Source organism: Cetobacterium somerae (assembly GCF_022430525.1).
Classification (GTDB): domain Bacteria; phylum Fusobacteriota; class Fusobacteriia; order Fusobacteriales; family Fusobacteriaceae; genus Cetobacterium_A.
In genome coordinates, this window is sequence record NZ_CP092520.1 from 434087 (window position 1) to 447823 (window position 13737).

11 protein-coding genes and 1 riboswitch are annotated in these 13737 nt (G+C 28.6%); of the genes, 5 read left to right on the top strand and 6 right to left on the bottom strand.

The window, feature by feature from the left end; translation table 11 throughout:
- Nucleotides 1-151 precede the first annotated feature (151 nt).
- Nucleotides 152-331: riboswitch (cobalamin riboswitch) on the top strand.
- A 200-nt stretch (nucleotides 332-531) separates the two neighbouring features.
- On the bottom strand, nucleotides 532-1923 hold the full coding sequence (locus MKD34_RS11005; RefSeq protein ID WP_240220337.1) for an aminopeptidase: 1392 nt from the start codon (nucleotides 1921-1923) through the stop codon (nucleotides 532-534).
- A gap of 12 nt (nucleotides 1924-1935) precedes the next feature.
- Nucleotides 1936-2907: a gluconeogenesis factor YvcK family protein gene (locus MKD34_RS11010; protein ID WP_240220345.1), complete on the bottom strand. Its 972-nt coding sequence runs from the start codon at nucleotides 2905-2907 to the stop codon at nucleotides 1936-1938.
- Nucleotides 2908-3017: 110 nt separating this feature from the next.
- Here MKD34_RS11010 and MKD34_RS11015 point away from each other — a divergent pair, with 110 nt between their 5' ends.
- The 3 genes from MKD34_RS11015 to MKD34_RS11025 are packed head-to-tail and all read left to right on the top strand — an operon-like array spanning nucleotide 3018 to nucleotide 5232.
- The gene (locus tag MKD34_RS11015) at nucleotides 3018-4100 is read left to right on the top strand and encodes a pyridoxal phosphate-dependent aminotransferase (RefSeq protein WP_240220352.1); all 1083 of its coding nucleotides are present in this window, start codon (nucleotides 3018-3020) and stop codon (nucleotides 4098-4100) included.
- Nucleotides 4101-4112: 12 nt separating this feature from the next.
- Nucleotides 4113-4964, top strand: coding sequence for an outer membrane protein OmpK (locus tag MKD34_RS11020; protein ID WP_240220354.1), 852 nt, complete (start codon nucleotides 4113-4115; stop codon nucleotides 4962-4964).
- A 16-nt stretch (nucleotides 4965-4980) separates the two neighbouring features.
- Complete coding sequence (locus MKD34_RS11025) at nucleotides 4981-5232, top strand: hypothetical protein (protein WP_240220356.1); 252 nt, start codon at nucleotides 4981-4983, stop codon at nucleotides 5230-5232.
- Nucleotides 5233-5498: 266 nt separating this feature from the next.
- Here MKD34_RS11025 and MKD34_RS11030 read toward each other — a convergent pair whose 3' ends face one another.
- The gene (locus MKD34_RS11030; protein ID WP_240220358.1) at nucleotides 5499-6893 is read right to left on the bottom strand and encodes an aminopeptidase P family protein; all 1395 of its coding nucleotides are present in this window, start codon (nucleotides 6891-6893) and stop codon (nucleotides 5499-5501) included.
- 357 nt (nucleotides 6894-7250) lie between these two features.
- Here MKD34_RS11030 and nrdD point away from each other — a divergent pair, with 357 nt between their 5' ends.
- Together nrdD and nrdG are read left to right on the top strand one after the other, a co-directional pair.
- Nucleotides 7251-9440, top strand: a complete 2190-nt coding sequence (nrdD, locus tag MKD34_RS11035) for an anaerobic ribonucleoside-triphosphate reductase (RefSeq protein ID WP_240220360.1) — start codon at nucleotides 7251-7253, stop codon at nucleotides 9438-9440.
- 18 nt (nucleotides 9441-9458) lie between these two features.
- On the top strand, nucleotides 9459-9968 hold the full coding sequence (gene nrdG, locus MKD34_RS11040) for an anaerobic ribonucleoside-triphosphate reductase activating protein (protein ID WP_240220362.1): 510 nt from the start codon (nucleotides 9459-9461) through the stop codon (nucleotides 9966-9968).
- Between the two features lie 45 nt (nucleotides 9969-10013).
- Here the strand turns inward: nrdG and mglC are convergent, their stop codons facing one another.
- The 3 genes from mglC to mglB form a co-directional block, all read right to left on the bottom strand.
- Nucleotides 10014-11024, bottom strand: a complete 1011-nt coding sequence (mglC, locus tag MKD34_RS11045; protein WP_023049652.1) for a galactose/methyl galactoside ABC transporter permease MglC — start codon at nucleotides 11022-11024, stop codon at nucleotides 10014-10016.
- Between the two features lie 16 nt (nucleotides 11025-11040).
- Nucleotides 11041-12537, bottom strand: a complete 1497-nt coding sequence (gene mglA, locus MKD34_RS11050; RefSeq protein ID WP_240220365.1) for a galactose/methyl galactoside ABC transporter ATP-binding protein MglA — start codon at nucleotides 12535-12537, stop codon at nucleotides 11041-11043.
- A gap of 61 nt (nucleotides 12538-12598) precedes the next feature.
- Nucleotides 12599-13582 (bottom strand): galactose/glucose ABC transporter substrate-binding protein MglB, encoded by a 984-nt coding sequence (gene mglB, locus MKD34_RS11055; RefSeq protein WP_185892227.1) that lies wholly within the window; start codon nucleotides 13580-13582, stop codon nucleotides 12599-12601.
- Nucleotides 13583-13737 lie beyond the last annotated feature (155 nt).

The window sequence follows — 13737 nt, forward strand, 5'->3', positions numbered from 1 at the left end:
TTGAATAATTGGTACCTCTATATTTAAATCTCCTATTTTCACTTAAATTCACCTCCAAGTATAATAACACTTGTTATAATAACATATGTTATCAAAAAATGGAAACTTTTTTTATTTAAATTTCACCCTTGACTTTAAACAATATATGGAGTATATTCATATTAATGTTAAATAATATAACATGACACTTAGATAAGGAAATGAGGTTTGATTCCTCTACGGCCCCGCCACTGTAATTTGGACGAAAGTATTTTATACCACTGGATTTATTTCTGGGAAGGTTTACGAGTAGAATGAAAAGAGTCAGGATATTTATCTTTAGTGGATTATCTTCGAGGGAGGAACTAAATATGATGAAATTCTTACATTTTTTTCCTTAAGTCTATATAAATATCTTTAATGATACCAATTTTTTTGACTATAAGGAAAACAAACTAAAAAACTTTTATAAAAACAAACAAACTTTTAAACAAACTTTTAAAAGCTCTCTAATCTAGAAATGTTGTCTAGAATAGAGAGCTTTTCTATTTCTTAAATCATTTTTTCAAAAAATACTTTATACGTTCTATATGTTTCATATATATCTAATTTTGACGATACTTCAAATGGTGAGTGCATTGCTAAAAGTGCTGGTCCCACATCTATCGTTTTTATTCCTACTTCAGCTAAAAACATAGCAACAGTTCCTCCTCCACCTTCATCAACTCTACCTAATTCACCAATTTGCCAAGTAATTCCATGAGTATTTAATAGGTTTCTTATACTCCATACATACTCTGCATCTGCATCATTTGTTCCGCTCTTACCTCTAGCTCCTGTAAATTTAGTTACAACAATACCATAATTTAATTTTGCTGCATTTTGAGGTTCATGAACTCCTTTAAATATAGGATCCATTGCTGCATTTACATCTGATGATAATGCATTTGAATTCCAAAGAGTTTTTCTTAAATCTAAATCATTATATGTCCCTTGAATTTTGTTGATTAAATCACTTGTAAAATATTCTAAATAATTAGATTGTAATCCCGTTGATCCATGGGAACCTGTTTCTTCTTTATCTGCTAAAAAACAAACAGCTGTTTTTACTGGAACTTCATTTAAATCTAATATTGCTCTCAATGAAGTATAACCACAAACTCTATCATCTTGACCATAGGCTCCAATCAGAGATCTATCCAACCCTATGTCTTTAGCTTTAAAAGCTGGAACTAATTGAAATTCTGCTGATATAAAATCCTCTTCTATCATATTATATGTTCTGTTTAACTCTTCTAAAATTTGATATTTTATTAATTCTTTAATTTCGCTATTTTTAACTTCAGTTGGTATAGATCCAACTATTATTTGTAATTCTTCACCTTTTATAACTTCAGAAGTTTGTCTATCTCCTTGATATTTCGCTGCTAAATGTGGTAATAAATCTGGTATTGTAAATACAGGATCATCCTCTTTTTCTCCTATTATAATATCTCTTCTTTCTCCATTACCTAAAATAACAACACCATGTAAAGACAAAGGTATTGATGCCCATTGATATTTTTTTATTCCACCATAATAATGCGTTTTCATATACGCTAGTTCTAGCTCCTCATATAGTGGATTTTGCTTTAAATCTATTCTTGGAGAATCAATATGAGAAACTACATAATTTATTCCTTTTTTTATATCTTCTTTTCCCACCACTACTAAAACCAAATTTTTCTCTCTGTTTACATAATAAACTTTATCCCCTACTTCTAATCTTTCCTTTGAATTAGCACATACAAACCCATTTTTTTTAGCTAATTCTAAACCAAATCTTACATATTCTCTTTCTGTTTTTCCTAAATCTAAAGAAGTTTTATATTCTTGACAAAAATCAAATATTTTTTCCCTCTCCAAATCCTTATTTTTCCACCCATTCTCTTTTTTTAATAACATTTTCTCCTCCTTTTATTCATCATAAAAATTTTCAAGATTTTCTATTTGTGAATATATAACTGCAGCTAATTTGTGTGATAAATGCCTAACTCTTTTTTCTGAATCTATTTTTATCAAAGGTTCTTTTATTACTTTTACTCTCATTTTTTTTAATCTATTTATATCTAACTCAACTAGAGTACTTCCTTCTTCACTATATCTTTTAAGTATTTCTTCAGGTATCTCAACCGAATTAACAATTACTTTATCAATCATATCAAATCCTACATGCCTATTTATTGATTCTATATGATCTGCAACACTATAATTTTCTGTTTCTCCCATTTGTCCCATAGCATTGCAAATATAAATTTTTTGCGCTTTTGATCTCTTTAAAGCCTCTTGCATATTCTCCAAAAGTAAATTTGGAATAATACTTGTATAAAGACTTCCTATTGAAAATACTATTAAATCTGCTTCTTCAATAGCTTTGATGTTTTCCTTCGGGCTATTTACTTTTCCATCATAAAAAACTCTTTTTATTTTTTCTCCTAAAACTGGTATATCTGACTCCCCAAATACAAATCCACCACTTGTTTTTTCTGCTATTAATTCTATTTTTTCTAAAGTTGCAGGAAGTATCTTTCCATTAATATTAAAAAGTTTTCTAAGTCTTCGAAGTGCAACTTGTACATCTCCGGTAATCTCAGTCATTGCTGTTATCAATAAATTTCCTAATGGATGAGCTCCTATTGAAGAGTCCTCTCTAAATCTATACTGAAAAACTTCCTCTATCAAAGGCTCTACGTTACTTAATGCTATCATTACATTTCTTAAATCACCTGGTGCCGGTATATTAAATTCTTTCTTTAAAATACCACTACTTCCACCACTATCTGCAACAGAAACAATAGCTGTTACATCTATTGGAAAGTGTTTTAACCCTCTTAATACTACAGAAAGCCCACTTCCACCTCCTATTACGACTACTTTTGGATTTCTCATTACTATTCCCCTTTTTATTTTTAATTATATCTATATTTTATAACATTCTTTTGCAAAAAAAAACTATATTTGTTAAAATAGTTATATATTTTAAATAATGGAGGGGTTTTATGAAAAATAATCATGGAGCAAATCTTCATCAACTATCAGAAACATTGGGTATTAATGAAAATCAAATTATTGATTTTAGTTCAAATATAAATCCTTTTGGACTTAGTCCTAAAGGATTAAAAAAACTAAAAGATAACTTACAACTTGCAAGTATTTATCCTGATCCTGATTATATAGAATTAAAGGCTAGTATTTCAAGCTACTGTAATTGTAATTCAGAAAATATTGTTTTAGGTAGTGGAGCTACAGAGCTTATATCTTCTACAATTAAAATTATTTCTCCAAAAGATACTTTACTTTTATCACCTGCATATTCTGAATATGAAAATGAACTAATTAAGGTTGGGTCAAAAATTACTAAGTTTTTTTATGAAAAAGAAAATAACTTTCAAATCAATATAGATCATTTAATCTCATTTATTTCTTCTAATTGCTTTGATATGATTATTATCTGCAATCCAAACAACCCTACAGGAACATTAATTTCTGTTGAAGATCTTGAAAAAATTTATTTAAATTTTAAAAAGCCAATTATGATTGATGAAACATATATTGAATTTACAGATTCTTCTAAAACTTCTGCTATCAATTTAGTTAATAAGTATGATAAATTTATAGTTATTAGAGGAACATCTAAGTTCTTTTCTACTCCTGGAATTAGGCTTGGATATTCTATTGTTTCAAAAGGAGAGATTTTAGACTCTTTAAATATTATTCCTAATCTTTGGAATATAAATATTTTTGCTTCTCTAATGGGTGAAGCAATGTTTAGAGATTATGACTTTATAAATATGTGTCATAATAATTTTAACGAAAATTTCAATTTACTATTTAAAGGGTTAAAAAACTTTAAAGAGTTTAAAGTTTATAACTCAAATAGTAATTTTATTCTTTGTGAAATTTTAAGCTCTAGATTTGATGCCAATATTCTTTATAATTATCTATCTGAAAAAGGTATTATTATTAGAAAAGCTCAATCTTTTGATAAATTAAATGAAAAGTTTTTTAGAGTTTGCGTACTCACTAAAGAAAATATTAATCTTCTATTAATGGAGATTGAAAGCTTTATACGGGAATATTAACACGGAGGGATTATGTTATTAAAGAAATTTTTACTTTTAGGTTCAGTTATACTTTCAACAGTAAGTTATGCTAAATATGAACCTTGGAATTTTACTGTTTTAGAAGGTAGCCTTATTAAAGGTAATGCCTTGCCAAATGGTTGGGGAACTTCAGAAAAAGATGTTATATTAGAGGTACAAGGGACGACTAGATATAATCTTTTAGATTTATATTGGTTTGTGGATAGATCAAATATCTTTAAAAACTCTAAATTAAGTGACAAAAATGGTATTGATGCTAACTATACTTATGGTGAAATTTCACCTAGAATATCACTAGATGGTTTAACTGGAACCAATCTATCTTTCGGACCTATATCAGAGTGGTTTATTGCAACTCAATTTGATTTTGATAATGTTCATGGCAAAAGTCAATGGACTGGACAAAATGAAGGACTTAGAAAATATTATGTTGGTATTGGTAACTATATATCAATTCCAGAAATGAAGTATATGAAGTTTGATTATTTTAAAACAAATTTATATGCTAGGTATGTAGAAAAGAATTATGGTCGAAACGAAGATCAATGGGATGGATATTTATTTAATATTGCTTATGGTGGTACTATTTATAAATTTGAAAATGGTATGAAATTTGGATTTAGTGGTTGGCTTGATTATGATTTTGGTGCAAAAAATAGCTCTGAATTTAATAAGCAAACTCACGACTCTTTACAATGGCAAAATCAAATTAGATTTTACCTAAATAATAATCTTTCTGTAAGCTACACTTATCAAATAAATAACCATTTTTCTCAAGTTGATCAAAATAGTTCAAATAAAAATAATGAATCTTTTGGTATTCATTATGCTATCATGTTTTAATTTGTAGGAGGATTCTATGTTAAAAAACGAACTTTCTTTAATTGGAAAAAAAATGACTTTTGAAGAATTAAATAATTTTATGATTGAAAATAATTATTATGATATACATAACGATTTAAGTGAAAAAGAAATTCAAGATTGCTTAAATGAAAATGTTATTGCTTTTGAAAACAAATTTCAAGACAGTATTGAAGACATTTATACTTATATAGAATTTGAAGTTTTTGAAAACAATATTTTAAAAATAAATAATATATTTGAAATGTAAAGAACTGCCTTCTGAAATTTCAGAGGGCAGTTCTTATATTTTGTAATAAAAAAACTCCTTTTGGGGTAAAAGGAGTTTTTTATAACACGGGGGAGTGTTAAAATAAAAAGATTTAAATAAATTTTTGGGGGGTATTAAATTTACTTAATCATCGGTTTCAATTAATAATACTATATCCGTACTAAAATGTCAACAATGTTTTTAAATAGTTTTTGTATTCTTTTATTTTTTTGTTTTTAGAACATTTTCGCTCTTTTTCAGAATGGTCAGATGTTGTTTTTTAAAATTTCTTCTATCTCATTAAAATATTTAGGCATTTTATCTCCTAATCTTCTATTTCCATTTTCCGTTATTAAAAAATCTCCTTCATATCTCATTCCGCCAAAATCTAAATATTTTTTTACCTCTTCGTAATTAATGTATTCTTCAAATTTACCTTCTTTTTTCCATCTTTCTATTAATTCAGGAATAAAATAAATACCTGGTTCAATTGTTAAAACATACCCTGGTTTTAGTTCTTTACCCATTCTTAAAGATTTTAATCCAAATTGAGTTTCTCTTTTTGTAGTCTCATCATAACCAACATTATTTTCACCAAAATTTTCCATATCATGAACATCTAAGCCTATCATATGTCCTAATCCATGTGGAAAAAATAATGCATGTGCTCCTACATTAACTATTTCATCTATATCGCCCTTCATAATACCTCTTTTAATCATTCCTTTGGCTAAAACTTTACAAACCTCTAAATGAACAAACTTATTTGTTACTCCAGGTTTTGTGCATTCTTCTGCTCTATCAAACATCTCAATTAATAATGAATATATATCCTTTTGTCTAGAATCAAATTTTCCTGAAACTGGAAAAACTGTCGTCATATCACCACAATAACCATTCTCTAATCTAGCACCACAATCCAACAGAACTACATCTCCCTCTTTAAAAGTATTCCCATGAAAATGATTATGTAAAATTTGACCATTCGTTGTGCAAATAGTATGAAAAGATGTTGTAGCATTATATTTTTTTGCTGCTGCTTCTAACAGCGCTACCAATTCATACCCCTTCATTCCTGGCTTTACATTTTTCATAGCTGTTAAGTGCATTTCTCTTGTAACATTTGTAGCTTTTTCTAATTCTATAATTTCATAGTCTTTTTTTGAATTTCTCATTTCTATTATTCCAGCCACTAATTTTTTTGAAAACTTTTCATTTATATCATCCAAATCAAAGTCTAGTAATCTAGAGATTTTCAAACTATTTTCAGTACGATACTGATTAGTAAAATGAATAATTTGTTTTTTTAACTTAGCCTTTTCTAATATATCTCTCAATTTTTCCAATTCTAGAAATTTTCCAATCCCTACTTCTGCAGCTCTTTCTTTAAAAGTTTTTTGTTGTCCCATCCAAATTATATCATCTATTGTAAATTCTTTTCCAAATATATATTCTTCATTATTTTCTATATCTATAACCCCAATCAAATCTGGTGAATTTAATCCAAAATAATATAAAAATGTTGAATCTTGTATAAAATTATACGCATTATCCGCATAAGACATTGGTGATTCTGAATTTCCTATAATCAAGATTAATCCATCTCCCACCAATTCTTTTAATTTTTTTCTTCTTGAAATATAGATATTTTTATCAAACATAAAACCCCTCCTTTTATATTAGTATTTCAAAATACTATAGCATATTTTTTTGATATTTTTTTATTTTTTTATATTTCAAAAAATAAAAAAATCATTCTAACACAATATCTTGTGTTATTTTTTTAAACCAAACAATATATATTGTGTTTTTTTATTTTTTCTATGAATTTTTTTTGATCTATTTTTTTTATTTTGATTATTTTTTCAACTTCATTTTGCTTTAATAACTCTATATTTTTCTGTCAAATATTTTTTTTTAACCATTTTTTTAACCATTTTTACTTTTTTACACGTTTGTAGAATTATATAAAAATGTGTATAATGATTGAAGAAAAAAATAAAAATGGGGTGATTTCTTTGAAAGAAGTTATTAAAAGAGATGGATCAACTGTAACCTTTGATAAAAGTAGAATTGTCAGAGCTATTACTATGGCTTTCAATCAAAAAGAAAAATTAGTTAATGCCGATCTTATTGAGAAAATAGCGTCTCAAATAGAAAATCTTGATACTCCTAAGATGCATGTTGAGGAAATCCAAGATATTGTTGTTAAAAAACTTATGGGATCTTCTGAAAAAGATATTGCACTTTCTTATCAAGAATATCGTACTGTTAAAAATGAGTTAAGAAAAAAAGAACAAGTTATATATAAAAAAATTGGAGAATTAATTGATGCATCTAATGAAGATATGTTAAATGAAAATGCCAATAAAGATGGAAAAACAATTTCTGTGCAAAGAGATTTATTAGCTGGTATTTCATCAAAAGATTATTATCTAAATAGAATTCTACCAAAGCATCTAAAAGAAGCTCATGAAAGCGGAAGAATACATATACATGATTTAGATTACCTTCTTTTTAGAGAGACAAATTGTGAATTAGTTAATATTGAACAAATGTTAAAAGGTGGATGCAATATCGGTAATGCTAAAATGTTAGAACCTAACTCTGTTGAAGTTGCAGTTGGACATATTGTACAAATTATCGCTTCTGTTTCTTCGAATACTTATGGTGGATGTTCTATTCCTTACCTTGACAGAGCACTTGTTCCATATATTGTTAAAACATTTAAAAAACATTTTGCAAAAGGATTAAAGTATATAGAAAGATTAACTCAAAGTGAAATTGATTCAATTCTTTCTACAACTGATATCAACTACTCTAATGAATCTTTAAAAGCAAAATATCCAAATGCTTTTGATTATACTGTAGACATGACTGAGGAGTCTGTAAAACAGTCTATGCAAGGTTTAGAATATGAAATCAATAGTTTATCTACAGTTAATGGTCAAACTCCTTTTACTACTATAGGAATAGGAACTGAAACATCTTGGGAAGGTAAATTAGTTCAAAAATTTGTATTCAAAACTAGAATGGAAGGATTTGGAGCAAAAAAAGAGACTGCTATATTCCCTAAAATCGTTTATGCTGTTTGCGATGGATTAAACTTCAATCCTGAAGATCCAAACTGGGATATATCTCAACTTGCTTTTGAATGTATGACAAAATCTGTTTATCCTGATATCTTATTCGTTACACCAGAACAAGTTAAAAACGGTACTGTTGTTTATCCTATGGGATGTAGAGCGTTCCTATCTCCTTGGTGGGACGAAAATGGAAATGAAAAATACTCAGGTAGATTTAATATTGGAGCTACTACAATTAACTTACCTAAAATCGCTATAAAAAATAGAGGTAATGAAGCTGGATTCTATAAAGAATTAGATGAAATTTTAAACCTTTGTAAAGAAAATAGTATATTCAGAGCTAAATATTTAGAAAATACTCCTGCAGAAATTGCTCCAATTCTTTGGATGGCCGGTGCTCTTTCTGAGAAACAAGCTAAAGAAACAATCAAAGATTTAATCTGGGGCGGATATGCTACTGTATCTATTGGTTACATTGGTCTTAGCGAAGTTTCTGAACTTATATATGGTAAAAACTTTGCCTTAGATGAAGAATCATATGATAAAACATTTAAAATTTTAGAATATATTTCTAAAAAAGTTAAAGAATTTAAAGATGAAACAAAATTAGGATTCGCTCTTTATTCTACACCTTCTGAATCTCTTTGCGATAGATTTGCCCAAATAGATTTAAAAGAGTTTGGTCCGATTGAAGGAATCACTGATAAAGAATATTACGATAACTCTTTCCACGTTTCTTCTAAAATTAAAATAAATCCTTTTGAGAAATTGAGATTAGAGGCTCCTGGACATACTTTAGCAGCTGGTGGGCATATCAGTTATATTGAAACTGATTCTTTAAAGAAAAACCTTGAAGCTGTATATCAAGTTTTAAGATATGCTCAATCAATTGGAATTCACTATATGGGAATTAATCAACCAGTTGATAAATGTCACATCTGTAACTTTAATGGAGAATTTTTAGCAACAGAAAGAGGATTTGAATGTCCACAATGTGGAAATCATGATTCTACTAAAATGAATGTTATAAGAAGAGTATGTGGTTACTTAGCTCAACCTGATTCTAGACCTTTCAATAAAGGAAAACAAAAAGAGGTTATAAATAGAGTTAAACATATGTAAAATGATGGGAGATTGATTATGAATTATTCTGGTATTAAATATACAGATATGATTAACGGGGAAGGTATTAGAGTTAGTCTTTTTGTAAGTGGTTGTTCACACTATTGTAAAGATTGTTTTAATTCTGATACTTGGGATCCAAATTATGGTTCTCTATTTACTGAAGAAATTGAAAATGATATTTTAAACTATTTTAAAAAATATGATAAAAGTATAAAAGGATTATCTTTATTAGGAGGAGATCCTACATATATCAGCAATATAGATCCTCTTGTGTCTTTTATAAAGAAATTTAAAAATCTTTTTCCTGAAAAAGATATCTGGATTTGGTCAGGTTTTACTTGGGAAGCTATTATTGAAAGCCCAAAGTTATTATCTCTTATAGAATTATGTGATATTTTAGTCGATGGAAAGTTTCGAATAGAAGAAAAAGATTTAAATCTTAAATGGCGTGGTAGTAAAAATCAAAGAGTCATTAATATAAAAAAAAGTTTAGAGTTAAAAGAAACCATCAAATATATAGATTAAAAAAAGAATCTAGAGGAGTATACCTCTAGATTCTTTTTATTATTTCTATTTTTTCTTTACATATTTTAACGTATCTAATGCAACTGCCATAACTATTATTAATCCTTTTATTATATATTGCCAATATGGATTTACTCCTATAAAAGTTAATCCATAGTTTATTACAGTAAAAATTATAACCCCTATTAATACTCCTGGAACTGTTCCTACTCCTCCTGAAAATGAAACTCCTCCTACAACACAAGCTGCTATAGCATCCATCTCATACATATTTCCAAGGTTATTTGTAGCACTTCCTACTCTTCCAGCCTCCAGCATTCCACCAAAAGCATAGAATATTCCAGATAATGTATAAACTAACACTAATGTCTTTTTTACATTTACTCCTGATACCTTAGCCGCTTCAGGATTTCCTCCTACTGCAAATAAATTTTTTCCAAAAGTTGTTTTATTCCATAAAATCCATATAAACAATACTGCTAATGCTGCATAAATAATCAGATAGTTAAATCTAAATCCTGCTATTGTGAAATAGCCTTGAGCAAAATTAGTAAAACTCTTTGAAAATCCTGCTATTGGTGAAGCTCCAACATAATCATAATATAAAGAGTTTGCACCATAGATTATAATCATCGAACCTAGCGTTGCAACAAATGGAGTTACATTTAAGTATGCTACAACAAATCCATTTAAAAATCCAACAAATGCTCCAATAATTCCAATTATAACTATAACAGCTGGAATTGGTAATGTATCTAAATTAGGAAATACTTTATTTACATTAGTCATTGCCTGTAATAATGTCGCCGAAATTACTGCTGATAACCCTACTTGTCTTCCTACAGATAAGTCTGTTCCTTGAGTAACTATTATTCCTGCTACTCCTAAAGCTAATATTGTTCTAACTGATGATTGAGTTAGTATATTTCTCATATTTCTAAAACTTAGAAAAGATGGTTCTTTTATAATTATTCCTGCTATAAGTATCAACAATACTAAATATAACCCTCCATCTAATAGAAGTTTTTTTGTATCTTTACCCTTAAAAAATTCCATTTCTTCCTCCTGTAATTTATAAATATAATGATGCTAATTTTAAAATTTCTTCTTGGGTTGTATCTTTAGTATTAACAATCCCAGCTACTCTTCCATTACTCATAACAAGTATTCTATCTGTAACTCCTAAAAGCTCTGGCATTTCTGAAGATATCATTATTATTCCTTTTCCTTTATTTGCTAAATCTAACATTAATTGATAAATTTCGTATTTAGCTCCTACATCTATACCTCTTGTTGGTTCATCTAGCATTAATATATCTGGACTCGTTAAAAGCCATCGTCCTATTATTACTTTCTGTTGATTTCCACCAGATAAATTCCCTATCGGTGTTTTTTGAGTTGGTGTTTTTACTCTCATCGAGTCAATAACCCATTTTGTATCTCCATACATTTTAGATGAATTTAAAATTTTATTTTTACCTTCATAATTAGTCATATTAGATATTAATGAATTAAATTCAATATTAAGTTGAGGAAAAATTCCTGTAGCTCTTCTTTCTTCTGTTACAAGTGCGAATCCATTTTTTATAGCTTCTAAGCTAGTTTTGTTTTCTATCTCTTTTCCATTTATTATTACTTTCCCACTTTCTCTTTCTCTAATTCCAAATATAGTCTCAACTATATCTGTTCTTTTAGATCCAACTAATCCAGCTACTCCTAATATTTCTCCTTTTCTTAATTCGAAACTTACATCTTTTATAGACGGTTGATTTTTAGCTGTTAAACTTTCTACTTGAAGCACAACCTCTTCTGGAATATTTGTTTTTTCAGGAAATCTTTGAGTTAAAGATCTTCCAACCATCATACTTATTATCTCGTCAGTAGATAGTCCCTCTAAACTCGTTGTAGTAACCCACTGTCCATCTCTTAGTATTGTTATATCATCACAAATCTCTTTTATTTCTTCCATTTTATGAGATATATATACAACACCACAACCTCTATCTGTAAGCTTTTTGATAATCTTAAAAAGATGTCCAACTTCCTTTTCTGTTAGAGAGGATGTAGGCTCATCCATTACTATTATTTTAGAATTATATGAAAAGGCCTTTGCTATCTCAACCATTTGCATCTGTGATACAGATAATGTTGAAACTTTCGCTTTTGGATCTACATCAATTTCCAACTCTTTAAATATTTTCTTTGTATCTTCATACATCTTTTTATGATCTACAAATATTCCTTTTAAAGGATACCTCCCTAACCAAACATTGTCCATTACAGTTCTTTGTAAAACTTGATTTAGTTCTTGGTGAACCATTGATACACCATTTTCTAAAGCATCTTTAGCTGAAATAAAATTAACTTCTTTTCCATCTAAGAAAACTTTCCCCTCATCTCTTGAATAAATTCCAAATAAACATTTCATTAAAGTTGACTTCCCAGCTCCATTTTCTCCCATTAAAGCATGAACTGTATGAGGTCTTATTTTTAAATTTACCTTATCTAGAGCTTTTACTCCGGGAAAAGACTTTGATACTTCTGTCATTTCTAGTAAATATTTTTCCATACCCACTCCTTAAAATCTAAATATTTTATAAAGAAAGGGAGGCTCATACCTCCCCTACACACTACTTTTTAAAATCTTTTAAATTGTCTTTATCTACTCCTACATAAGGTACTCTTAATACTTTATCTTTTAATTCCCATTTTGTTCCTTCTGTAGGTTTTTTTCCTTCAGCTAAATTTTTTGCAATTTCGTATGTTGCTTGACCTTGGTTCATTCCATCATTAAGTACTGTTCCTGCAACATCTCCGTTTTCAACCATAACTAAAACTTCAGCTAAAGCATCTACTCCAAATACAGGAGTTTTTGCTTTTCCATTAGCTTTTAATGCCTCAACAGCTCCCATTGCCATTCCATCATTATTTGCAATTACAACCTCTATTTTTTCACCATTTGGACCTGATAACCATGCTTCCATCTTATCTTTTGCCATAGCAGCATCCCACATTCCAGTATCCATATGTAATTCTTGTGTTTTTATTCCTTTTTCATTTAAAGTTTGTGTTACATATGTTGTTCTAGCTTCTGCGTCTGGATGTCCAGGCTCTCCTTTTAAAAGAACATATTGTAATACTCCATCTTTGTTTAAATCCCAAGCTGGATTCGCTGCCCAATGCTTAGCTATTACTTCCCCTTGAATAACTCCTGATTCTTTTGAATCTGTTCCTACATAATAAGCTTTGTCATAGCTCTCCATATCTGCTTTAGATGGTTCTTTATTATAGAATACAACCGGAATATCCTCAGCTTTAGCTTTTTGAATTATTGTTGATGCGGCTGCTGGATCAACTAAGTTAATTGCTAATGCATCTACCCCTTTAGCAATTAATACATCTACTTGGTCATTTTGTTTAGATTGGTCATTTTGTGAATCGTTCATTAAAACTTCAACATTCTTATCGTTCTTTGCTACTTCTTCAATTCTTTGTCTAACTGTTGACATAAAATTATCATCATAACGATAAACTGTTACTCCAATTTTTGTTGGTGCTGCTGATGCCATTGTCGTAAGAGCTAATGCTCCTAATAAAACCGAAACTCTTTTCATAAAACCCCTCCAAAATTGTAATTATATGAAACATATTGTTAATTATACTTTATAATTAAACCCATTGTCAAGCATATGAAAAAACTAAAAAAGAAGTTTTTTTCCTAAGTAAAAAAACTTCTTTTTTATCACTATTTTTTATCTTGACTTTTATT